We start from the raw sequence: 22,085 nt of genomic DNA on the forward strand, positions 1-22,085 counted from the left end.
ACATTTCACGGTAAGAAAAGGCTTGCGAGCGGAGTGACGCGGCCTGCGCGGTCAGGCAGCGCGTGCGGCGCGCGACCGGTCAAGGAACACCGACGACAGGAAGATGCCGATCCCGGCCACCGCCATCATCGCACCGACGAGTCCCGTCGATGTCCAGCCGTAACCGGCGGCGATCGACAGGCCGCCAAGCCAGGCACCAAGCGCATTGGCGAGGTTGAAGGCGGAATGGCTGAGCGCCGCCGCCAGCGTCTGGGCCTCGCCGGACACGTTGATCAACCGCATCTGGACGCCGGGAACGACGGCAAACCCGCCACCGATCAGAAGCACGTTGATCACCGCCATCCACGGCGTATGCATGGTGAAATAGAAGAGGACATAGGCGACGAGGTTGAAGACGAGCGCGATGCCGATGGCCGACATCAGCGACCAGTCGGCCAGACGCGAACCGACGATATTGCCGAGGATCATGCCGGCGCCGAAGACCGAGAGCATGATCGGGACCGTGCCGAGCGACACGCCCGCCACCTCCGTCAAGGCCGGCGTGATATAGCTGAAGACGGCGAACATGCCGCCGCAGCCGATGGCGCAGATGCCGAGCGTCAGCCAGACCTGCGCCTTGCCGAGCGCGCCGAGTTCGGTCAGCGGCGAGGCAGTCGGGTTGGCGCGGTCGCGCGGAACGTAGAACCAGGTGAGGACGACGGTCAGAACGCTGATCGCGCCGACAATACCGAAGGCGGCGCGCCAGCCGAGCGCCTGGCCAAACCAGGCGGCAAGCGGCGTTCCGAGCAGGGTGGCGACCGTCAGGCCCATCATCACGCGACCAATGGCGCGCGCCCGCTGATGCGGCGCTGCCATGCCGGCCGCGACCAGGGCAGCGACGCCGAAAAAGGCACCGTGCGGAAGTCCGGCGAGGAAGCGCGCCGCGACGAGAAGTCCGAAGCTGCTGGCGAGGGCGCTGGCAAGATTGCCAATCGCAAACAGGCTCATCAGCGCGAGCAGCACATTATGACGGGAGGATTTCGCGGCGAGTATGGCAAGCAACGGCGCGCCGACGACGACACCGATCGCGTAGGCGCTGATGACATGGCCGGCATAGGGAACGGAGACGCCCATATCGCCGGCGACCTGCGGCAGCAGGCCCATGATGGCGAATTCGCCGGTGCCGATTCCGAACCCACCAACAGCGAGGGCGAATTCGGCACTGGACAGGCCGCCCCAACGGGCGACCGGAGCGGGGGAAAGAATATTATCAGCCATGAAATGATCCATCGGCGGCCTTGCGGCGCAAACTGTTTGGTCTTGAAAAGGAGAGGCCGGCCAGGATTGGGAGGAACGAGCCGACCGATTGCATCGCAATATCTTTTTTTACCCCCACGCGCAAAGCAAATGCTGCGCCGCTATCCCGAGAAATCTGGCCATCGGCTCTATCGATTCCGTCTTTTAATTGACGTTTACGTTAAAGTTATATAATTGCGAATGAGCTTGATGGGGCATGACAAAAGCCTCATCTTGGATCGGTGGAAGAATCTGGAGGGATTGTTTCGCCGACGCATATTCTGACAGCGACCGGAAGGCCTTGCGACAGGATAGGCGAGTAAATCGGGTGGAACGAGCGCATGCGCCGCGCTTGCAAGCCGCCAAGGCAGGCAGCATGAGGGAGAGAGACATGCCGGACACGCACATGCAGACACCCGGAACCCATGCGAGCAAGCCATGGCTTCAATCCTATCCGGTGGGCATGCCGGCTGAAATTGCTCCCCTGCCCTATAACTCGATCGGCGACCTCTTTGCCCAGTCGTGTCAGAAATATGCTGGCCGCGCGGCATTTACCTGCATGGGCAAGACGCTGACCTTCGCCGATCTCGACGCGCAGAGCCGGAAAATCGGCGCCTGGCTGCAATCGGCCGGCCTTGCCAAGGGCGACCGCGTCGCCGTGATGATGCCCAACATCCTGCAGAACCCGGTGATCGTCTTCGGCATCCTGCGCGCCGGTTATACGGTCGTGAACGTCAACCCGCTCTACACGCCACGCGAACTCGAGCATCAATTGAAGGATGCCGGTGCGAAGGCGATCTTCGTACTCGAAAACTTCGCCCATACGGTCGAGCAGGTCGCGACCAGAACCAGCCTCAAGCATATCGTCGTCACCACCATGGGCGACATGCTTGGTCTCAAGGGTCTGATCGTCAATATCGTCGTGCGCAAGGTGAAGAAGCTGGTTCCGGTCTGGTCATTGCCCGGCCATCTGTCTTTCAAGGATGTCATGGCCAAGGGCGGGCGGCAGACGCTAAAACCCGTCGATGTCAAGCTGAGCGATGTCGCCTTCCTGCAGTATACCGGCGGCACAACCGGCGTCTCCAAGGGCGCGACGCTGACCCATTCCAACCTGCTGTCGAACATGGCGCAGATGGGCCTGTGGCTGGAAACCGCCTTCACCCACCGCAAACGCCCCGACCATCTGGTTTTCCTCTGCGCGCTGCCGCTTTATCATATCTTCGCCTTGACGGTGAACGCGCTGATGGGCCTGAGCACCGGCGGCGAAAACATCCTGATCCCCAATCCGCGCGACATTCCGGCCTTCGTCAAGGAAATCGCCAAGTACAAGATCAACATCTTCCCAGGCCTCAACACGCTGTTCAACGCACTGATGAACAATGCCGAATTCCAGAAACTTGACTTCAGCGATCTCGCGCTCACCTTCGGCGGCGGTATGGCCGTGCAGCGGCCGGTGGCGGAGCGCTGGGAAAAGATGACGGGCTCGCCGATCAAGGAAGGCTACGGCCTGTCCGAAACATCGCCGGTCGCCACCGCCAACCGCCTGGACGAGAGCGAGTTTACCGGCACAATCGGCCTGCCGCTTCCTTCGACAGATGTCGAAATCCGCGACGAGGACGGTAACACGCTGCCATCAGGCGATATCGGAGAAATCTGCATCCGCGGCCCACAGGTCATGGCCGGCTATTGGCAGCGCCCTGACGAAACCGCGAAAGCCATTTCCGCCGACGGCTTCTTCCGATCCGGTGACATCGGTTTCATGAACCCGCAGGGACTGGTGAAGATCGTCGACCGCAAGAAGGACATGATCCTCGTCTCAGGCTTCAACGTCTTCCCGAACGAAATCGAGGAAGTGGCGATGACCCTTGCCGGCATCCTCGAATGCGCCGCGATCGGCGTGCCGGACGAGCACTCGGGCGAAGCGGTGAAGCTGTTTGTCGTCAAGAAGGATCCCAATCTGACGGAAGCCAACGTCAAGGCGCATTGCGCAGCCAACCTCACCAATTACAAGCGCCCGAGATTCGTCGAATTTCGCACCGAGCTGCCGAAGTCGAATGTCGGCAAGATCCTGCGCAAGGATTTGCGTGGCTGAGAGGAACCGGTTTTCCTTGTCAGAACCCAGGGAAGCGGCTATTTTAGCGGAGTGGTGACTGGAGCGCTAACTCCAGCCACCGTTTGCTTATCTGAAGAAATATACCCGCACGGCGATTGACCAGCTCGTGCGGGTTTTTCTTAGCGTAAGCGTGACACTAAATGGTCGAGACCACATAGCTCACCTCCACATTCAGGGACAAGGCTGTGTCCTGCTACAGTCCGGGACGCCTATTCGCCCGGATGCGCCGGCTGGCGCAGCGCTGCTGCTTCCGCCCCGAATTCGCCAAATCTACTGTAAGCGAACACAGATGCAACCGCGTAGACAGGTTGGATTTAAATCCATTTAAAAGCGCGGGCTTTTTCACCCTCCGAGGCAGGAAAGGCTTGATTTGCAGGGGCCAAAGCGACTAGCTATCGCGACCCTTCCGCAAAGCAAGGAACCCTGCGATGACCGCTCTTGTCGATCAGCTGAAATCCACCGTCGCCGACACCAACGCAACCGATCTGAGGGCCGCTTTCGCCAGCGATCCCAAACGGTTTTCCCGGTTCAGCATCACGCTCGACGACATGCTGTTCGACTTTTCCAAATGCGCGGTGAACGACAAGATCATCGACGGGCTTGAAGCTATCGCCAAGGCGGCGAAGGTCGCGGAAAAGCGCGACGCCATGTTTGCCGGCGATATCATCAATATCACCGAAGGCCGCGCCGTTCTCCACACGGCGCTGCGCAACCGTTCCAACACACCGGTGCTGGTCGATGGCAAGGACGTGATGCCGGATGTCAACGCCGTGCTGGACGCCATGGGTGCCTTTTCCGACGGCATCCGCTCCGGCGTCTTGAAGGGTGCCACCGGCAAGAAGATTACCGACGTCGTCAATATCGGCATCGGTGGCTCCGATCTCGGCCCGGTCATGGCAACGCTCGCGCTTGCGCCCGAGCATGACGGTCCGCGCCTGCACTTCGTCTCCAACATCGACGGCGCTCACATCGCCGATACCCTGAAGCTGCTCGATGCTGAAACCTCGCTGTTCATCGTGGCGTCGAAAACCTTCACCACCATCGAGACCATGACCAACGCGGCGACCGCGCGCGCCTTCATTGCCGACAAGCTCGGCGAAAAGGCTGTCAGCAGCCATTTCTGCGCGGTCTCCACCGCGCTCGATAAGGTCGCCGCCTTCGGTATCGACAGTGACCGGATTTTCGGTTTCTGGGACTGGGTCGGCGGTCGCTATTCGATCTGGTCGGCCATTGGCCTGCCGCTGATGATCGCCATCGGCAAGGAGAATTTCGGCGAATTCCTGGCCGGTGCCCATACCATCGACAATCATTTCCGCACCGCGCCGCTGCGCGAGAACATCCCGATGATGCTGGGTCTGCTCGGTTTCTATCACCGCAACGTGCTCGGTTATGCCACGCGCGCCGTCCTGCCCTATGACCAGCGCCTATCGCGTTTCCCGGCCTATCTGCAGCAACTCGACATGGAATCGAACGGCAAGGGCGTGACGCTGGATGGCACACCGGTCGAAGGCAATTCCGGCCCGGTCGTCTGGGGCGAACCCGGCACCAATGGCCAGCACGCCTTCTACCAGCTGATCCACCAGGGCACGAGCATCATCCCTGCCGAATTCATGATTGCCGCCAACGGTCATGAACCGAACCTGCGCCACCAGCACGAACTGCTGATCGCCAACTGCCTGGCGCAATCGGAAGCGCTGATGAAGGGCCGCACCCCGGAAGAGGCCAAGGCGCAGATGGCGTCGAAGGGTCTCGACAAGGACTTCATCGAGCGGATCGCGCCGCATCGTGTCTTCAACGGCAACCGTCCGTCGCTGACCTTCGTCTATGACAAGATGACGCCCTTCACCTTCGGCCGCCTGATCGCGCTCTACGAACACCGCGTCTTCGTCGAGGGCGCCCTGTTCAACATCAATTCCTTCGACCAGTGGGGCGTCGAGCTCGGCAAGGAACTGGCGACCGGCCTGCTGCCCGTTGTCGAGGGCAAGGAAAGCGCTCAAGGCCACGATTCGTCGACGGCCGGTTTGGTCGCCGCCTTGCTCAAGGCTGCGAAGTAATTCCCACGGGCCATCTGGATGAATGCAGGCTGAATGCACAATTCAGCCTGCATTCGAACACAATCCGCTATCCCTCTCCTCACGTCTTCAAGCCGGGAAAACTTCCGGCGACGCGGAGTCCGGGGCAGCAACGTGGAGCATTATTTCTTTGATCTGCACTTCGGCGGCGAACAGGTCGTCGATGATGAGGGCGTCGATCATTTCGACGTCGGCTCCGCCGTCTATTACGGCCAGAGAATTGCCGACCGGATCGGCCGGGATGCCGACTATCGCTCGCTTTCGGTCCATATCCGCACCGACGAAGGCGCCCTCCTCGCCATCCTCACCGCTTCAGCCGGACGCGGCCTTGAGCAGCGCGCGTTGATGGGCCGGTAATCCCGCGAAGACAATCATCGGCATGTCATCAGACCATGCTCAAAGGCCTCATTGCAGCCGCCACCTGATTCGACGTCGAGCCGGTGCTTCACGGCAGGGGGCAATGCCACACCGAGGCCCTCATGGAGAAAACCATTCTCGTTGTTACCGATGCCTGGCACCCGCAGGTCAACGGCGTTGTGCGCACGCTCGATGAACTCGCCCGATCGCTGAAGGAACAGGGCGTCACCGTTCATTTCCTCACGCCTGAGCGCTTCACCACCTTTCCGCTGCCGTTCTACCCGGACATCCGGCTCGCCCTGCCACTCCGGCGCCACGTCGCCGAGGCGATCGATGCGGCAGAACCGGATTACATTCATATCGCAACGGAAGGACCGCTCGGCCTTGTCGCGCGCGCGGTCTGCCTGCGACGGAACCTGCCCTTCACGACCAGCTACCACACGCGCTTTCCCGAATTCGTCAGCGCCCGGCTGCCCATCCCCGAAAGCTGGAGCTACTGGTGGCTGCGCCAGTTCCACAATTCCGGCAATGGCATGATGGTTGCCACAGCCTCGCTCGGCACCGAGATGGCGGCACGCGGCTTTCACAACATCAAGCGCTGGACGCGCGGCATCGACACCACGCTGTTCGATCCGGCGCTCCGGCAGGATCTGTCCCTTCCCCGCCCGATCTTCCTGAATGTCGGCCGGGTGGCGGTCGAAAAGAACCTGCCGGCCTTTCTCGACCTCGATTTGCCCGGCAGCAAGGTCGTCGTCGGTGATGGACCGGATCTCGCCACGCTACGGCAGCGTTATCCGGACGTCCATTTCCTCGGCAAGCGCATGGGCGCGGAACTGGCCACCATCTATGCCTCGGCCGATGTCTTCGTCTTCCCGAGCCGGGTCGATACGTTCGGTCTTGTCATCCTGGAAGCGCTCGCGAGCGGCTGCCCGGTCGCTGCCTTTCCGGTCACGGCGCCAAACGATATCCTCGGCGATGGCGGCGGCGTGCTGTCAAACGACCTGCGCCAAGCGGCGCTCGATGCTCTGAAACTGTCACGCGACGATGCCCGGCGAAAGGCCCTGACCTTCAGCTGGGGCGAATGCGCCCGCCAGTTTCTGTCCAATCTCGACGGCGTCCCGCACAATGCGTTCGCGCGACGCGGGCGGAGGCTGGGGCGGGTTCTTTGAATACAAATCGGCGGTTCATCGAGGGTCGCCTGCGTCTATCGCGCCCCCGATGATTGCCTTTCGTAGGTAATGTCAAGGTGCTTCCCTTCGCCTCTGCGTCATGCCATGCATAAGCGTGGCAAGCCCCACTCGGGAATTTGGGGATTAGTCGTTGGCTTACAGGATGAGACTTTTTAGCAGCTAGGCTGCGATTGCGCTTGCTGCCTGTCTGGTCGTTTCAACAAGTACGACAACAGCAGCGCAGGATAGTCCGATGAAGGACGAAGCCCTTTTTACCGGCAAGGAACGACCAAGACAAATCCCCACTGACTGGATCGGTTCCCCGACCAGATCGGCCCCCGGATGGCGCTGGGATAACCCTGCGAATACAGGCAACAGCGTACGCATTTTTCGCGGAGATCCAAACCATAGCGATCCGTCGATGCGGCAACCGTTTGTCGTCGTCGTTAAAAATGGCGTTACAATCGGCGCGGATGGGCAACCACTTCCGAGGCACATCGCGGAGGAATAGTTAGCCCCCCTTACAGCCCGATCTCATAACTCCACGGCGGGTTCGCCCCTGCCCGAGACACGGTAACCGCCGCCGCCTTGGCACCGAGGGTCAGCGCGTCGCGCACGGCCTCTTCGCTGAGTGTCGCAACTTGCACCTTGGTCAGCAGGTTGTTCATCTTCAGCGATGCGAGGATGCCTGCATCGAACGTATCGCCGGCGCCGACCGTATCGACCACCGTGACCTTTTCGCCGCCGACCGAGACCTTGCCGCGCGCGGTATAGCCGTCGGCACCGTCGGCGCCCTTGGTGATGACGACGAGCTTCGGGCCGCGCTGCAGCCACTTGGCCACCAGTTCGTCATGCGTGCCTTCTTCGCCGAACCAGTCCAGGTCTTCATCGGAAAACTTGACGATATCCGACATCGCCGCCATGCGCAGCATGCGCGCCTTGTGGGATGCCGCATCCTGGATGAAGCCGGGGCGGATATTGGGATCGAAGGAAATCACCCGCTTTTCAAACTCGCGCGTCATCAACGCTTCGTAAGTCGAGCCGCACGGTTCAGGGATCAGGCTGATGGCTCCGAAATGCAGCGCCTCGCAGAAATCCCCGAGCGCCGGCAGATGTTCCTGCGTGATCATCCGGCCAGCGGTGTTCTCATCGAAGAAGGCATAGGTCGCGGAACCATTGACCAGCTTGACGAAGGCGACCGTGGTGTGCAGCGACAGGGTGGCGCAGGGTGCGAAATCGACATTGCTGGATTTCAAAGTCTCGCGCAGCATGTCGCCAAACATGTCATCGGACAGGCCGGTGAAGAAGCCGGTGGGGATGCCGAGCCGGCCGAGCGCGATCGCTGTGTTGAAGATCGCGCCGCCCGAATAGGGTGCGAACGCCGTTTCGCCCGCCGTCGTCTGGCGCGGCAGCATGTCGATCAGGGCTTCTCCACAGCAGATGATCAAGACGACGTCCTCCCCTTCAATGATCTTATTTCAATCGATTTAAGCTAAGTTGCCGAGAATTTCCAGCGCCCTTTTCAGCCCCCTGTTCAAGCCGGCGCCAAGGCGCTGACGCCGCCATTACGGCCGGACCATTCAAGCGGTGCATTGAGGAAGGCTTCGACCTCGGACAAGGTCTTTTCATCGAACAATTTCTGCTCCCTGGCGACGGCCAGGACATTGCGCCAGGTGGCGATGTTGAGCAGCGTCACGCCCCTGTCCTTCATCTCAGCCCGCGCCTGCGGGAAGATGTCGTAGTAGAACAGCGCGATGCCGTGATCGACCACACCGCCGGCCGCGCGGATCGCGTCAATGAACTTGAACATCGAGCCGCCCGCCGTCGTCAGGTCCTCGATGACAAGGACACGCGCGCCTTCGGGCATATGGCCTTCGATCTGCGCATTGCGGCCGTGACCCTTCGGCGCCTTGCGCACATAGATCATCGGCAGCGACAGGCGTTCGGCCAGCATCGCGGCAAAGGGAATGCCCGCCGTCTCGCCGCCGGCGATGACGTCGAACTGCTCGAAGCCGGCCTCGCGCAGCACTGTGGCGGCGGCGAAATCCATCACCGTCGAGCGGATGCGCGGATAGGAAATCAGCTTGCGGCAATCGATATAGACCGGGCTCGCCATGCCCGATGCCAGCTTGTAGGGTTGGTCGGCACGGAAATGCACCGCCTTGATTTCCCAGAGCATCCTGGCCATCAATTCGGCCATGACGGCCTTGTCTGGAAAGGATGTCTGGATCATCGGCGGTCTCCTGCGCTGTCGGGAATTGTATCCCTCGCCGCATAGCAGGTCAGCCCTTCTAATGCCAGAGGCGGCGGGCCGATCTCCCTCTTCTCCCCAGCGGGCAGAAGAGGAGCGAGTCGTCTGATCCGCGGAAACTCGCTTGATCAGCGAAACGCTGCTGCTGCTCAATCCGCCTGTTTTTCACCCTGCTGCTGGCAAAACGTAATACGGTTGCTGAAGGGGTCGGTCACCGCGACCTCCAGCCCCCAAGGCGCCTTGTTCAGGCCGGGTTTCATGTAGCGGTAATCCTTGGACGCCAATTCCGACTGCAACGCCGCAGCATCCTTGACACGCACGAAGGCGCGGGCGCCGGGGCTGGCGTCGCCGGCATGTTCGCTCAGGTGCAACAGCATGCCTTCGCGAGAGACCTGGCAATAAAGCGGGAAATTGTCACCGAAGCGGTGTTCCCAATCGAGCGTAAAGCCGAGGAAACCACAATAGAATTCCATGGCCTTGTCGACATCGAAAATGCGAAAAATCGGGATCGGCGGCAGGATGCCGACAGCGCTGTCGCCTGTCGTTTTTCCCTTCTCCGCCGCGTCGATTTTCGCCGACAGGATATTCCACTGGTCGTACCCAAACTGGGCGGCGACGATCTCGAGGGCCTGGCTGTGGGAAAGGGTCGTATCGTGGTCGGCAAGGGCTTGCTTCAGCACCTTTGCCATGAGCTTCGCATCGCGAAAATCGCGCATGGTTCATCCTCCATCTGGCGGCAAACAGGACGATCAGTGCCCGCTCTGCTGACCCGTTCGCCATCAACGCCATGGGCAAGGATGAGAAAGGCTAGAGTGGATGCATTCACCATTCGCGCCAAGGCGCTGCGGGGCGGCTGGCCGCATCCGGCCAAGCCAATGGATAGGTGAAGATTTTGCCGCAATCAAGCCCGGACGAACAATACCTCAGACAACCCCCCAGTGCAGCGGGAACATCGGGTCAAAGACGGTTACGGTTCCGGCGCCTGTTTCGATCTTCGGCGGGAAGGACAGCGCGTCCGCCTGCTTGCGCAGCGTGATCGTCGCCTCGTTGACCGGCAGGCCATACCAGGCCGGGCCGTTGAGCGAGGCGAAGGCCTCAAGCCTGTCGAGCGCATTCTCCTGCTCGAACACATGGGCAAGGCAGCTCATGGTGTTGATCGACGTATAGATGCCGGCGCAGCCGCAGGCGCATTCCTTCAGGGGATCGACATGCGGGGCACTGTCGGTGCCGAGGAAGAACCTGACATCGCCGGAGGTGGCCGCGGCCCGCAGGGCCAGACGATGCAGTTCGCGCTTGGCGACCGGCAGGCAATAATAATGCGGGCGGATGCCGCCGACCAGGATGGCATTGCGGTTGATGATCAGGTGATGGGTGGTGATCGAGCCGGCAAGGTTGCTTTTGGCGGACTTGATGTAATCGATGCCGTCCTTGGTCGTGACGTGTTCCATCGTCACCTTCAGGTCCGGCAGACGGGCACGCAGCGGATCGAGCACCGTCTCGATGAACACGGCCTCACGGTCGAAGATATCGACATCCGGCGTCGTCACTTCGCCGTGGACGCAGAGCGGCAGGCCGATTTTCGCCATGCGCTCCAGCACCGGCATGGCATTTTCGAAATTGCGCACGCCGCCATGCGAATTGGTGGTCGCGCCCGCCGGATAAAGCTTCACCGCCTTGATCAGGCCACTCTCGTGACCCGCCTCGACGTCATCCGGATTGGTCCCTTCGGTGAGGTACAGCGTCATCAGCGGCTCGAACCGATCGCCCTTCGGCAGCGCCGCCAGGATGCGCTCGCGATAGGCGGCCGCATCGGCGGTCGTGACGACCGGCGGCACCAGATTGGGCATGATGATGGCGCGGGCAAAATGGCGGCTGGTGTCGCCGATCACACCCTTCAGCATGTCGCCATCGCGCAGATGCAGGTGCCAGTCGTCAGGGCGGCGGATTGTCAATTCGGTGACCGGCTGTGGGCTCATACGGATATCTCCAGACGCAATCTTCGTACGCACGTCTTCCGGCCACAATGGGCTCGGAATATGCGCTGACCGGACGTTCCGATAGCATCATTCCCGCACGGGAAACAACAACGGATCGGCGCGATCAGGCCGTTTCGAAAATCTCGATATGGATATCGGCGGGGCGCGAATTGTCGATGATGCGTTTGCCGTTCGGCAGGTCGTTGCCGTAGAGTTTCCATTCGATCCCGGCAGCATCGAGGCCATAGTGGATCCAGCGCTGGCGCAGCCGCTCTTCCAGCACCGCATAGGGCGGTCCGACGAAGATCGTCAGGTCGAACATGCCGTCGAGCCGCGACCAGGGCGCCTCGTCGAGCAGCAGGTAGTTGCCTTCCGCCAGGATGATCCGGGTTTCCGGCGCAACCAGGCGGGCCGAGGCAATGGCGATCTCGCGGGAACGGTCGAAGACGGGAACCAGCACGTCCTCGTCGGCCCTGCGCACCGCCGAGACGATATCGAGGAAGGCGCGGACATCGAAGGTTTCCGGCGCGCCCTTGCGCTTCAACAGGCCGCGCTCTTCCAGGATGCCGTTGTCCATGTGAAAGCCGTCCATCGGCAGGACGGCGGATCGTTCGCCGCGCCGGGTCAGTTCTTCCTGCAGCGCATCGGCAAGGGTGGATTTGCCGGCCCCGGGAGGGCCGGCGATGGCGACGATGAAGCGGGACGATTGCCCCGCCTCTCCGACGATCCGGTCCGCAATCGCGGCAAGCGTCATGCTCATGCCGCGACGGCCTCCGTCGGCACCTTTGCCCCCGTCATGAAGGCAACCGCATCCGACATCGTGTAATCCTTGGGATTGATGACGCAGAGGCGCTTGCCGAGCCGGTGGATATGGATCCGATCGGCAACCTCGAAGACATGCGGCATGTTGTGGCTGATCAGCACGATCGGCAGGCCGCGCGAGCGAACGTCGAGGATGAGTTCGAGAACCTTGCGGCTCTCCTTCACCCCGAGCGCCGCCGTCGGCTCGTCGAGAATGACGACCTTGGAGCCGAAGGCGGCTGCGCGCGCCACCGCAACACCCTGGCGTTGGCCGCCCGACAGGGTTTCCACCGCCTGGTTGATGTTCTGGATCGTCATCAGGCCGAGTTCGGACAGCTTGTCGCGGGCGATCTTTTCCATCTTCGGCCGGTCGAGCATGCGGAAGATCGATCCGAGCGGACCTTGGCGGCGGATCTCGCGGCCGAGGAACATGTTGTCGGCGATCGAGAGAGCCGGCGACAGTGCGAGATTCTGGTACACCGTCTCGATGCCGGCCGCGCGGGCCTCCATCGGATTGGAGAACTGCACGACATTGCCATCAAGGCGGATTTCGCCTTCGTCGGGCCGGATGGCGCCTGAGATCGCCTTGATCAGCGACGACTTGCCGGCGCCGTTGTCGCCGATCACGGCGAGGATTTCGCCGGGATAGAGGTCGAAATCGGACTGATCGAGCGCGGTGACGCGACCGTAACGCTTGACGATGCCCCTTGCAGTCAAGAGGGGTGCGGTGAGGAGCGGTTCCATCAGCCTGCTACCTTTCTGATCCACTGGTCGATCGCGACCGCCGAGATGATGAGGACGCCGGTCAGGCCGACTTTCCATTGCGGGTCCGCGCCGAGCATGTTGAGGCCCATGGAGACGACGCCGACGATCATGGCGCCGATCAGCGTGCCGAGGATCGAACCGCGTCCGCCGAAGAGCGAGATACCGCCGATCACGGCCGCGGTGATGGCCTGAAGATTATAGTCGGTGACGGCCCATGAGGGCGAAATCGAACCGTTTCGGCCGATCGAGACCCAGGCGGCAAGCGCCGCGATCAGCCCGGCAAGGGTGTAGGTTCCAAGCATCACGCGATCGACGCGGATACCCGAGAGCTTGGCAGCTTCCGGATCGTCTCCTACCGCGTAAAGGTGTCGCCCCCAGGCCGTGTGGTTGAGCGCGTACCAGAGTACCAGAACAAGAACGACCATGACGACGACGCCGAGCGTGAACACGGCCGAGCCGAACTTGAAGCTCTTTCCGAACAGTCCGAGCAGCGGCGCCGAGGTCTCGATATCGGCGCGTCGGATCGTCTCGTTGGCCGAATAGATAAAATTCGTGGCCATGATGATGTACCATGTACCGAGTGTCACGATGAACGGTGGAAGCTTGATCTTGGCGACGAGAAAACCGTTGAGCAGGCCGCAAACCGCGCCAGTCAACATGCCGAGCGGAACCGCGATTAAAGCCGGCATGCCGTATGTTACCGCGCAATTGCCCATGACAACGGCCGACAGAACCATGATCACTCCGATCGACAGATCAATACCGGCGATCAAGATGACAAGCGTCTGGCCGGCGCCGAGGATGCCGACGACGGCGATCTGCTGCAGGATCAGCGTCAGCGTGCCTGCGGTGAAGAAGCGTTCGCCCTTCAGCACACCGAAAACGACGATCGAGAGAATGAGAACGATAGCCGGCGTTGCGGCCGGTTTGGAATGTAGAAAATGCTGAATGCGATGGAGCATCGACTGGTTCTCGAAGCTGGCGACGGACGTGTCGCTCTTGTCGAGAACCTTCTCGAATTCCTGGATGCTGGCCATTTATCCCTCCCAAGGGTCGGAAACCGTCCGGCCTATGGTGCCGGTTATGCCGGTTTGAAAAAGGGCGGCCAAGGCCGCCCTTCGCGTGAGATAGTGAACCGAAAGGTTTGGGGTATCAACCCCAGCACTTGTCCGTGCCGGTCTTCACGTCGATCGACTCGACGCCGGCTGCCGGCTTGTCGGTGACCAGCGCCACGCCGGTATCGAAGAAGTCCTTGCCTTCGGTCGGCTTCGGCTTGGTGCCGTCCTTGGCGAACTGGGCGATCGCCTCGATGCCGAGCGAAGCCATCAGCAGCGGATATTGCTGCGAGGTCGCGCCGATGACGCCTTCGGCGACCGACTTGACGCCCGGGCAACCGCCGTCGACGGACACGATCAGGACATCTTTTTCCTTGCCGACAGCCTTCAGCGCTTCATAGGCGCCGACAGCAGCCGGTTCGTTGATCGTGTGGATGACGTTGATGTCCGGGTCCTTCTGGAGAAGGTTTTCCATGGCGGTACGGCCGCCCTCTTCGTTGCCGTTCGTCACGTCATGGCCGACGATGCGCGGATCATCCTCGTCACCGATCTTGTTCGGGTCCTTCGGGTCGATGCCAAAGCCCATCATGAAGCCCTGGTCACGCAGAACGTCGACGGTCGGCTGCGACGGAACGAGGTCGAGGAAGCCGATCTTGGCGTCCTTCGCCTTGTCGCCGAGCGTTGCGGCGGCCCAGGCGCCGATCAGCTTGCCGGCCTGCAGGTTGTCGGTGGCGAAGGTCGCATCGGCAGCCGTTGCGGGATCGAGCGGGGTGTCGAGCGCGATGACCAGCAGGCCGGCATCCTGTGCCTTCTTGACTTGATCGACGATCGCCTTGGTGTCGGAAGCGGCGATCAGGATACCCTTGGCGCCATCGGCGATGCAGGATTCGACGGCGGCAACCTGGCTGTCGTGATCGCCATCGACCTTGCCGGCATAGGACTTCAGCTCGACGCCGAGTTCCTTGGCCTTGGCTTCAGCGCCTTCCTTCATCTTGACGAAGAAAGGGTTGGTATCGGTCTTGGTGATCAGGCAGGCGGATACGCCCTGAGCCTGTGCCGGAGCGGCGAATACGACGCCAAGCGCCAGCGCGCCGAGAGCGGCGGAAACAATAGTCTTCTTCATGAAATCCTCCCAAGGATTGAACAATGGAGCCGGTTTTTCCAACCCCGTCAGGCCTCGCCCGCCGCAACACTTTCCTCCGCCGCGGTTGGCGCTTCCGGGCATAAAACAAACACCAAAAACAGACCCTGTCAATAAATAAATCAAATTGAATTATTATCGCGATGTGGCATTCTCTGCGCGGAGAATATGCCTGCGCTATCTATTGGTGCAATGTACGCATAAGAAAATGACAATGAAGGCGCGACCCTCGAAACGACCCGGAACCTCAATCCGGGCGGTGGATCGCACCGGTGGAGGAACCGGGGAATGACATCACAAGCCGATGCCGGCGGTGCATCGACCGTGCCTGACGTCGTCGATCCGGGCGGCGGCGCCAACCTGACGCGCGTGCGCGCCTACAACGAACGGCTGGTGATGTCGCTGGTGCGCCGCCATGGCAGCCTGTCAAAGGCCGATATTGCCCGTCGTTCCGGCCTGTCTGCCCAGACGGTCACGGTCATCATGCGGGCGCTGGAGAAAGACAACCTGCTGGTGCGGGGCGATCCGGTGCGCGGCAGGGTCGGCCAGCCGTCGATCCCGATGCGGCTCAATCCGGATGCGGTCTATTCCTACGGCGTCAAGATCGGCCGGCGCAGCTGCGATCTCGTTCTGATGGATTTCGTCGGCAATATCCGCCTGCAACTGCATCAGATCCATGCCTATCCGATGCCGGACGAGATCCTCGCCTTCATCACCGAGGGCATTCCGAAACTCGAGAAGATGCTGACCGAGGAACAGAAGGGCCGGATCGCCGGCGTCGGCATCGCAACGCCGTTCCAACTGTGGAGCTGGGCCGGGGAAACCGGCGCACCGGCGGAAAAAATGGACGCCTGGCGCGGTTTCGACCTGCGCGAGCAGGTTGCTGCGCGAACGCACCACCCGGTCCTCCTGCAGAACGACGCAACCAGCGCCTGCGGTGCCGAGCTGATCTTCGGCGTCGGCTCCAGCTATCCGGACTTCATCTATTTCTACATCGGTTCCTTCATCGGCGGCGGCATCGTGCTCAATTCCTCGCTGTTTTCCGGCCGCACCGGAACGGCGGGCGCCGTCGGCCCGCTGCAGGTATCGGACAGAAATGGCAAGCCGCAGCAGCTCCTGAAGATCGCATCCGTCTTCGTCCTTGAAAACCTGCTGCGCGACAGGGGCATCGATCCCAAGCCGCTCTGGTATTCGGCCGATGAATGGATCGATTTCGGCGAACCCTTGGAAGCCTGGATCCAGCTGGCGGCCGCCGCCCTGGCCCAGGCGATTGTTTCTTCCGCCTCGATCATCGATTTCGGCGCGGCGGTGATCGATGGCGGCTTTCCGAGCTGGGTCCGCGAGCGCATCGTCGCGGCCATCCGCAAGGCGGCACGCGAACTCGATCTCGAAGGCGTCATCCTGCCCGATATCGTCGAGGGCGCGGTCGGCGCCCAGGCGCGCGCCATCGGCGGAGCAAGCCTGCCCCTGTTTTCCCGCTATCTCATCGACACCAACGTTCTCTTCAAGGAGACAGCCTGATGCTGAAAGGCCTGAACCCGCTCCTGAGCCCGGAGCTCCTCGCAACACTGCGCGCCATGGGTCATGGCGACGAGATCGCGCTGGTCGACGGCAATTATCCGGGCCTTGAGCACGGCCGCCGGTTGATCCGCATGGACGGCCATCACCTCATCCCGGTTCTCGACGCCATTCTCAGCGTCCTGCCGATCGACGATTTCGTGCCGGAAGCGATTTTTCGCGCCACGGTCAAGCAGGATCGCGACGCGCTCGACCCGGTGCATCGGGATATCATCACCTGCTGTGCCCGGCATGAGCCTGATCACGCTGTCGTGCCTCTGTTGGGACCGGATTTCTACCCGCGGGTCCAGGCTGCCCATACCGTCGTTCAGACCAGCGAGCCGAGGCTCTACGGCAATGTCATCCTGCGCAAGGGTGTCATCTATCCTTGACCAGCGCAACATCCGCACACGAAAAGGGCCCCCCGGCGGTTGCCGGCGGGCCCTTGTTGCCAATTCAATCCTGATCAGGCGCGGCGGGCGTCAACCGACAGGGCACCGGGGCCGAAGGCGGCCAGGATGAGGAAGCCGCCAGCCATGCTGAGGTTCTTCATGAAGTGGGTCGCCTGGTTCTGGTCGGCAAAATCAGCGTGGGCGATGAACGCGGTGGCAATGCAGAAGAGAGCCAGGATGTAAGCCGCCGGGCGCGTGAAGAGGCCGACGAGGATGGCGAGGCCGCCCAGCAGTTCGACAGCGGTGGCGATGATAGCAGCGACCATCGGAACCGGCAGGCCCATGCTGCCGAAATAGCCGGCCGTGCCGCCAAGCGCGGTCAGCTTGCTCCAGCCGGCGGTGATGAAGATGATGGAGAGGAGGATACGCCCGACAAGGGCAACTGCGTTCTGCTGCATGGAAGGTAACTCCGGTTTGGGTTCGTTGTTGACGATAGGTTTATCAGCAAATCCAAAATCATCCAGCCTGCCGGCAGGAAACAGATTGTTCACAATAACAAAACAGCCGGGCTAGATCGTCAATGCAACGTGCTTTACGACGAGAACGGTAAATGCGGAGGGCGGCACTCCCAGTCAATCGCAGTCGATACCGTGTGCCAACCGTCACTCGACGGTGTTTTTTGTTGCAACACCGGAAAGACTGCGAGAAGAATTTCAGCGCGGCAAAGTTAACATGCGGATGGGGTGGCAGTATGAGTGAAATCAACAAGAGTCCGGCCTTCTGGCGTTCCTTTCCGATCTTCGAGGAATTCGACAAGGAAACGGTCGCAGCGATCGCCGCACTTGCCACCTACCGCAAATGGACTGCCGGAACCGTCATCTTCCAGCGCGGCGACGAAGGCAATTACATGATTGCCGTCTTGTCCGGCCGCATCAAGCTGTCGCTGATCACCCCACAGGGCCGCGAATTGCTCTTGCGGCACATCGAGGCCGGCGCGCTGTTTGGTGAGATGGCGATCCTCGACAACCAGCCGCGCTCGGCCGACGCCACCGCGATCACCGCGACGGAAGGCTATGTCATCGGCAAGAAGGCGTTTCTCGACTTCATCACCCACACGCCGAACGCCGCCGAATCGATCATCCGCTATCTCTGCTCGCAATTGCGCGACACGACGGACCGTCTGGAGACGATCGCGCTCTACGACCTGCATGCCCGTGTCGCCCGCTTCTTCCTCGCGACCCTCAAGCAGATCCACGGCACCGACCTGCCGGAAAGCGCCAATCTGCGCCTGACGCTCAGCCAGTCCGACATTGCCGGCATCCTCGGCGCCAGCCGCCCGAAGGTGAACCGGGCCATCCTGGCGCTGGAGGAAAGCTCGGCGATCAAGCGCGTCGACGGCGTCATCACCTGCCATATCGGCCGGCTGCGGAAGATTGCGGAACCGGAAGAGGAATAAAGCCTTGAAGAGCTTTCGCCTGAGCCGGATCAGACCGCTGTTTGCCGGCATGGCGGCCAGCGTCCTGAGCGCGCTGCTGGTGTTCTTCTATGCAGGCGACGCTCTCGAGACCCAGCGCGAGCAGTTCTTCGACACGCTGACCCAATGGGTGCCGGCACCGCAATCGAACGAACTCGTCGTCATCGACATCGACCGCAAGGCCGTCCAGCAGACTGCCGACAAGACCTGGAGCCGGACTGAGACCGCCGAACTGCTCACCCGGCTGTCCAAAGCGGGTGCAAAGGCCGTTGCCGTCGATTTCATCTTCAGCACCGCTTGTGATCCATCCGAGTCAGCCAATGCGGCCCTGACCAAAGGCATTTCCAGTGTTCCCGTCATCCTCGGTTTCCTGATCGCGGAGGGCGGCGTCGAGCACCCTTCCCCGGTTCCGCCAGTCGCGGTTCGCAAACCGGTCGATATCCCCGATCTCTGGTTCATCGACGGCGCGGAGGCTTCTTGCCGCTTCCTGCAGGACGCGTCGCGCGCGGCCGCTGCCGCATTTCTCGTCGGCGACGAAGATGCCCGCATCCGTCGTGTCCAGGCCTATACGATCATCGGCAATGATGCCTATCCGACGCTCGGGCTGGAGGCCGCCCGCCTTGCGGCCGGTGGCCGCACGCCCATTCTCGGCGGGCAACCGGCCTGGGTAAAACTCGAAACCCGCCTGATCGAACTCGACGAAGACGGCAGCATGCGGTTTGCCGCGAGCCCGATCACGGCACTTGACGCTCGTACCGTCTCGGCCGGCGACGTCCTGAGCGGCGAAGTGCCGGACACCCGCTTCAAGGACAAGACCGTCTTCATCGGCAGCAGCATGCCCAATCTCGGGGGATTGCGCCCAACGGCCTCGATGCCGCTGGAACCGTCTGTGCAGATCCATGCCGACGTCGCAAACGCGGTCCTGACCGGGTTCATCCCCCGTCGCGATGCACAACTTCCGATGTTCGAAGCGGCACTGACGCTCATTGGCGGACTGCTGGTGGCGCTCGTCGCAACCCGGCTGCGGCCGGTGACCTCGGCCATCCTCGGCCTGCTCGCGGTTTCGGCGATGGTCGGCGCGGCGGCGGCGATCTACGCATCCTCCGCCCTCCTGCTCGATGCCGTCAGCATCGGGGCCGCGCTGGTCTTCGTGCTGATCGTCACCAGCACGCTACAATTTGCCCGCGTCCGGCGGGCGGAATCGGCGGCGCGCAGCAAGTTCTCGCAATATCTACCGCAATCCGTCGTGGCCCGTTATATCGACAATCCCGACGATGACCGCGTCGCCGGCGAGGAGCGGCCGGTGACGGCGCTGTTCACCGATATCGAAGGCTTTTCAACGCTGTCGCAAAAGCTGTCGCCGCGCGACCTGGTGACCCTGCTCGACATTTATTATTCCGAGGTCAACGGCCTCGTGGCGACCTATGGCGGCATGGTGGACAAGGTGGTGGGTGACGCCGTTCATGCGTTTTTCAATGCACCGGAAGATCTGGAAGACCACGTCAACAAGGCCATCGATTGCGCCGAGGCGATCCGGGCGTTGACGGAGGAGATGCGCCGGCGGACCGGTTTCGTCGAGCGTGGCTTCGGGCGCACCCGCATCGGCATCGAAACGGGCATCGCCGTGCTGGGTGAAGTCGGTGCCGGCGGCAAGCTGGATTACACCGCCCACGGCGACGCCATCAACCTGGCGGCACGGCTTCAGGAGGCCAACAAGTTTCTCGGCACCGCAATCTGCATCGGGCCTGAAGCAGCTGCGCAGAGCGGCCGCACGCTGCGCTCCGTCGGCATGCACGAGATCCGCGGCTTCGGCGAGATGGAGCTCTTCACCACCGAAGCCTGAAGATCAACCGCCATTCGACCCAAGCCGTGACGAATGGTGATTGATCCCGGCATGATTCCTGATCAACGTTTCAGGCCGACACTGGCATAGGCCTCGGCGATCCGGGCCTCTTTCCACTTGACTGTTTCGGTCGGGGCGTCACCCGGCTTGGCGATCTCGATGCCTTCACCGGCACCCACCAGCCGCTGGACGCCACCGCCTTCGACCGACACCTGGCCGTGCTCGACGAACACAGCGAAGACGCCGCGATTGGGGCCGGCGAAGAACTTCGTGCCGCGCACGCCGATCATGCCGAAGGTGGTGCGCAGCGCCAGATCGATCTTCGGCAGGCCTTCCGGCCGGTCGAACACTATCTGGCCCATGCCGAGTTCCATCGTGCCGCCCTGGCTGGCGATGAAACTGTCGAGCAGCAGTTCCGTCTTGCTGCCGAGCAGTATCCGGGTGTCGCCTTCCAGGGCCAGGTCGGCGAAACTTTGAGCGCCGGTCACCACATAGTCCTTGTCCATGATGTCGCCGCCGGCGGACAGGCCTTCATTTTTCTCGGCGCGCTTCAGATCGACCTTGCCCCGTATGTCGGAAGCCTTGCCGATGACCGTGCTGGCCTGCGACGGGATGGCGATGAACCCACCCGCGACGAATGCGCAACCGGCCATGAACGTCCGGCGGCCGATCAGACCTTGCCGCAGCAGATTGAACTCTCGCGTCATGTCCTTGCTCCTTTATCGAAAACCCGGCTTCCCGAAACATTCCCGAAATCGTGGCCCGCTCAAGCAGTGCCGTCCGGAATGCCGCTTTGGCCGGCGTAATCCCGTTATCCGCCTCGGCCCGAGCAGATGCTGTTTCCCACGGAACAGCAACCTATCGGCTCTGCTCATAGGTTGGCACAAACACAAAGGAGAACGCCATGAAAAACGAAAACAGCAAGCGAATTTCGGCAATCAATGCGATCCTGCTCACCGCCGTGAGCCTGCTGTCGATCGCGGCGATCGCCATCCCCTCCGCCCATGCCGCCTCGCCGCTGCTTCCCGCCGACCAGTGCGATGCGGAGGCCGGCAGCGAGCACGACGTGCAGCGCAACCTCTCCTTTCGGCCCGTGGCGACCGAGGACATCCGCATCGGCGTCGCCCTTTCAGCTTGCCGCGAGGCATATAACCAGGGACGCGGTCCCCGCCAGACCTTTCAGCTCGCCCGCGTGCTCGATGCCGCCGGCCAGCGGGCGCAATCCATGGCGATGCTCGAAGAGGCGGTCGAAGGCAACCATGCGGCTGCGATGGTGAACTACGCCGTCATGATCGGTGAGCGAGGCGACCACGCAAAGGAATTCGCGCTCTACCAGAAGGCCGCCGCGACCGGCAACATCCTGGCCGCCTACAATCTCGGCGTCGCCTATCGCGACGGGATTGGCACGACCGCCAATGGCACGCTCGCCGCCCAGTGGTTCGAGCGCGCATCCGTCGCCAAGGACAGCCTCGGCGCCTTCAATCTCGCCGTATTGTTTGACGAGGGCACCCTGGTTCCGGAAAACGACCGCAAGGCCGCTCAATTCTACAAGCTGGCCGCCGATCGCGGCAATGTCGATGCCATGGTCAACCTTGGCCTGATGCTGGAAAACGGCGAAGGCATGGATGCCGATCCGGAAGCCGCCCGGTCGATGTTCGCAATGGCAGCCAACAAGGGCGACGCCTTCGCCCAGGACAAGATCGCGCCGCAGCCGGTCGACACAGCGACGACTACCAGCATCGAACCGAGCGAACAGGCCAGCGTGGTTCTGGCGAAATCGGGGCGGATCAAGTGAGGGTGCCGGATTCGAGAAACGGCGAGCGGTTGGATGCCCGCCACAGGGG

The 22,085-nt window shown here is 61.9% G+C and carries 21 protein-coding genes; 10 read left to right on the plus strand and 11 right to left on the minus strand.

Annotation, left to right across the window (positions count from 1 at the left end; translation table 11 throughout):
* Positions 1–51: 51 nt before the first annotated feature.
* On the minus strand, positions 52–1,257 hold the full coding sequence (locus VL202_RS19285; RefSeq protein WP_325465691.1) for an MFS transporter: 1,206 nt from the start codon (positions 1,255–1,257) through the stop codon (positions 52–54).
* A gap of 409 nt (positions 1,258–1,666) precedes the next feature.
* On the opposite strand from VL202_RS19285, the gene VL202_RS19290 reads away from it, so the two are divergent.
* The 5 genes from VL202_RS19290 (at position 1,667) to VL202_RS19310 (ending at position 7,497) form a co-directional block, all read left to right on the plus strand.
* The gene (locus VL202_RS19290) at positions 1,667–3,367 is read left to right on the plus strand and encodes a long-chain fatty acid--CoA ligase (RefSeq protein WP_325465692.1); all 1,701 of its coding nucleotides are present in this window, start codon (positions 1,667–1,669) and stop codon (positions 3,365–3,367) included.
* 449 nt (positions 3,368–3,816) lie between these two features.
* On the plus strand, positions 3,817–5,442 hold the full coding sequence (gene pgi, locus VL202_RS19295; RefSeq protein WP_325465693.1) for a glucose-6-phosphate isomerase: 1,626 nt from the start codon (positions 3,817–3,819) through the stop codon (positions 5,440–5,442).
* Between the two features lie 132 nt (positions 5,443–5,574).
* A complete protein-coding gene (locus VL202_RS19300; RefSeq protein WP_325465694.1) occupies positions 5,575–5,817 on the plus strand; it encodes a DUF6894 family protein in 243 nt (80 codons plus the stop codon).
* Between the two features lie 122 nt (positions 5,818–5,939).
* Positions 5,940–6,986, plus strand: a complete 1,047-nt coding sequence (locus tag VL202_RS19305) for a glycosyltransferase family 1 protein (protein WP_325465695.1) — start codon at positions 5,940–5,942, stop codon at positions 6,984–6,986.
* A 253-nt stretch (positions 6,987–7,239) separates the two neighbouring features.
* Complete coding sequence (locus tag VL202_RS19310) at positions 7,240–7,497, plus strand: hypothetical protein (RefSeq protein WP_325465696.1); 258 nt, start codon at positions 7,240–7,242, stop codon at positions 7,495–7,497.
* A 10-nt stretch (positions 7,498–7,507) separates the two neighbouring features.
* Here the strand turns inward: VL202_RS19310 and VL202_RS19315 are convergent, their stop codons facing one another.
* The 8 genes from VL202_RS19315 to VL202_RS19350 all read right to left on the minus strand — a co-directional run bounded on the left by VL202_RS19315 (position 7,508) and on the right by VL202_RS19350 (position 14,957).
* Complete coding sequence (locus VL202_RS19315) at positions 7,508–8,434, minus strand: carbohydrate kinase (RefSeq protein ID WP_325465697.1); 927 nt, start codon at positions 8,432–8,434, stop codon at positions 7,508–7,510.
* 86 nt (positions 8,435–8,520) lie between these two features.
* Entirely contained in the window at positions 8,521–9,219 is a 699-nt protein-coding gene (locus tag VL202_RS19320; RefSeq protein WP_325465698.1) for an orotate phosphoribosyltransferase, read from the minus strand.
* Positions 9,220–9,386: 167 nt separating this feature from the next.
* Positions 9,387–9,953, minus strand: a complete 567-nt coding sequence (locus tag VL202_RS19325) for a glyoxalase superfamily protein (protein ID WP_325465699.1) — start codon at positions 9,951–9,953, stop codon at positions 9,387–9,389.
* 207 nt (positions 9,954–10,160) lie between these two features.
* The gene (pyrC, locus tag VL202_RS19330; protein ID WP_325465700.1) at positions 10,161–11,213 is read right to left on the minus strand and encodes a dihydroorotase; all 1,053 of its coding nucleotides are present in this window, start codon (positions 11,211–11,213) and stop codon (positions 10,161–10,163) included.
* Between the two features lie 124 nt (positions 11,214–11,337).
* On the minus strand, positions 11,338–11,967 hold the full coding sequence (locus VL202_RS19335) for a nucleoside triphosphate hydrolase (RefSeq protein ID WP_414692904.1): 630 nt from the start codon (positions 11,965–11,967) through the stop codon (positions 11,338–11,340).
* Positions 11,968–11,969: 2 nt separating this feature from the next.
* Entirely contained in the window at positions 11,970–12,758 is a 789-nt protein-coding gene (locus VL202_RS19340; RefSeq protein ID WP_325465702.1) for an ATP-binding cassette domain-containing protein, read from the minus strand.
* On the minus strand, positions 12,758–13,816 hold the full coding sequence (locus VL202_RS19345) for an ABC transporter permease (protein ID WP_325465703.1): 1,059 nt from the start codon (positions 13,814–13,816) through the stop codon (positions 12,758–12,760). Before VL202_RS19345 ends, VL202_RS19340 begins: the two co-directional genes overlap by 1 nt.
* 115 nt (positions 13,817–13,931) lie before the next feature.
* Positions 13,932–14,957, minus strand: a complete 1,026-nt coding sequence (locus VL202_RS19350; protein WP_325465704.1) for a sugar ABC transporter substrate-binding protein — start codon at positions 14,955–14,957, stop codon at positions 13,932–13,934.
* 306 nt (positions 14,958–15,263) lie between these two features.
* On the opposite strand from VL202_RS19350, the gene VL202_RS19355 reads away from it, so the two are divergent.
* Both VL202_RS19355 and VL202_RS19360 read left to right on the plus strand, forming a co-directional pair.
* Positions 15,264–16,496: an ROK family transcriptional regulator gene (locus VL202_RS19355; protein WP_325465705.1), complete on the plus strand. Its 1,233-nt coding sequence runs from the start codon at positions 15,264–15,266 to the stop codon at positions 16,494–16,496.
* Complete coding sequence (locus VL202_RS19360) at positions 16,496–16,924, plus strand: RbsD/FucU family protein (RefSeq protein ID WP_325465706.1); 429 nt, start codon at positions 16,496–16,498, stop codon at positions 16,922–16,924. Before VL202_RS19355 ends, VL202_RS19360 begins: the two co-directional genes overlap by 1 nt.
* 74 nt (positions 16,925–16,998) lie before the next feature.
* Here the strand turns inward: VL202_RS19360 and VL202_RS19365 are convergent, their stop codons facing one another.
* Positions 16,999–17,382, minus strand: a complete 384-nt coding sequence (locus VL202_RS19365) for a DoxX family protein (protein WP_325465707.1) — start codon at positions 17,380–17,382, stop codon at positions 16,999–17,001.
* A 293-nt stretch (positions 17,383–17,675) separates the two neighbouring features.
* Here VL202_RS19365 and VL202_RS19370 point away from each other — a divergent pair, with 293 nt between their 5' ends.
* Together VL202_RS19370 and VL202_RS19375 are read left to right on the plus strand one after the other, a co-directional pair.
* Entirely contained in the window at positions 17,676–18,380 is a 705-nt protein-coding gene (locus VL202_RS19370; protein ID WP_325465708.1) for a Crp/Fnr family transcriptional regulator, read from the plus strand.
* Positions 18,381–18,429: 49 nt separating this feature from the next.
* Positions 18,430–20,241: a CHASE2 domain-containing protein gene (locus VL202_RS19375; RefSeq protein WP_325465732.1), complete on the plus strand. Its 1,812-nt coding sequence runs from the start codon at positions 18,430–18,432 to the stop codon at positions 20,239–20,241.
* A gap of 62 nt (positions 20,242–20,303) precedes the next feature.
* On the opposite strand, the gene VL202_RS19380 is transcribed toward VL202_RS19375, so the two are convergent.
* Positions 20,304–20,927 carry a FecR family protein gene (locus tag VL202_RS19380; RefSeq protein ID WP_325465733.1) on the minus strand — a complete coding sequence of 208 codons (624 nt, stop codon included), beginning with the start codon at positions 20,925–20,927 and terminating at the stop codon, positions 20,304–20,306.
* A 218-nt stretch (positions 20,928–21,145) separates the two neighbouring features.
* On the opposite strand from VL202_RS19380, the gene VL202_RS19385 reads away from it, so the two are divergent.
* Positions 21,146–22,036: a tetratricopeptide repeat protein gene (locus VL202_RS19385; RefSeq protein WP_325465709.1), complete on the plus strand. Its 891-nt coding sequence runs from the start codon at positions 21,146–21,148 to the stop codon at positions 22,034–22,036.
* Positions 22,037–22,085: the final 49 nt, after the last annotated feature.

The organism is Pararhizobium sp., assembly GCF_035497515.1.
In the GTDB taxonomy this organism is placed as follows: domain Bacteria; phylum Pseudomonadota; class Alphaproteobacteria; order Rhizobiales; family Rhizobiaceae; genus Pararhizobium.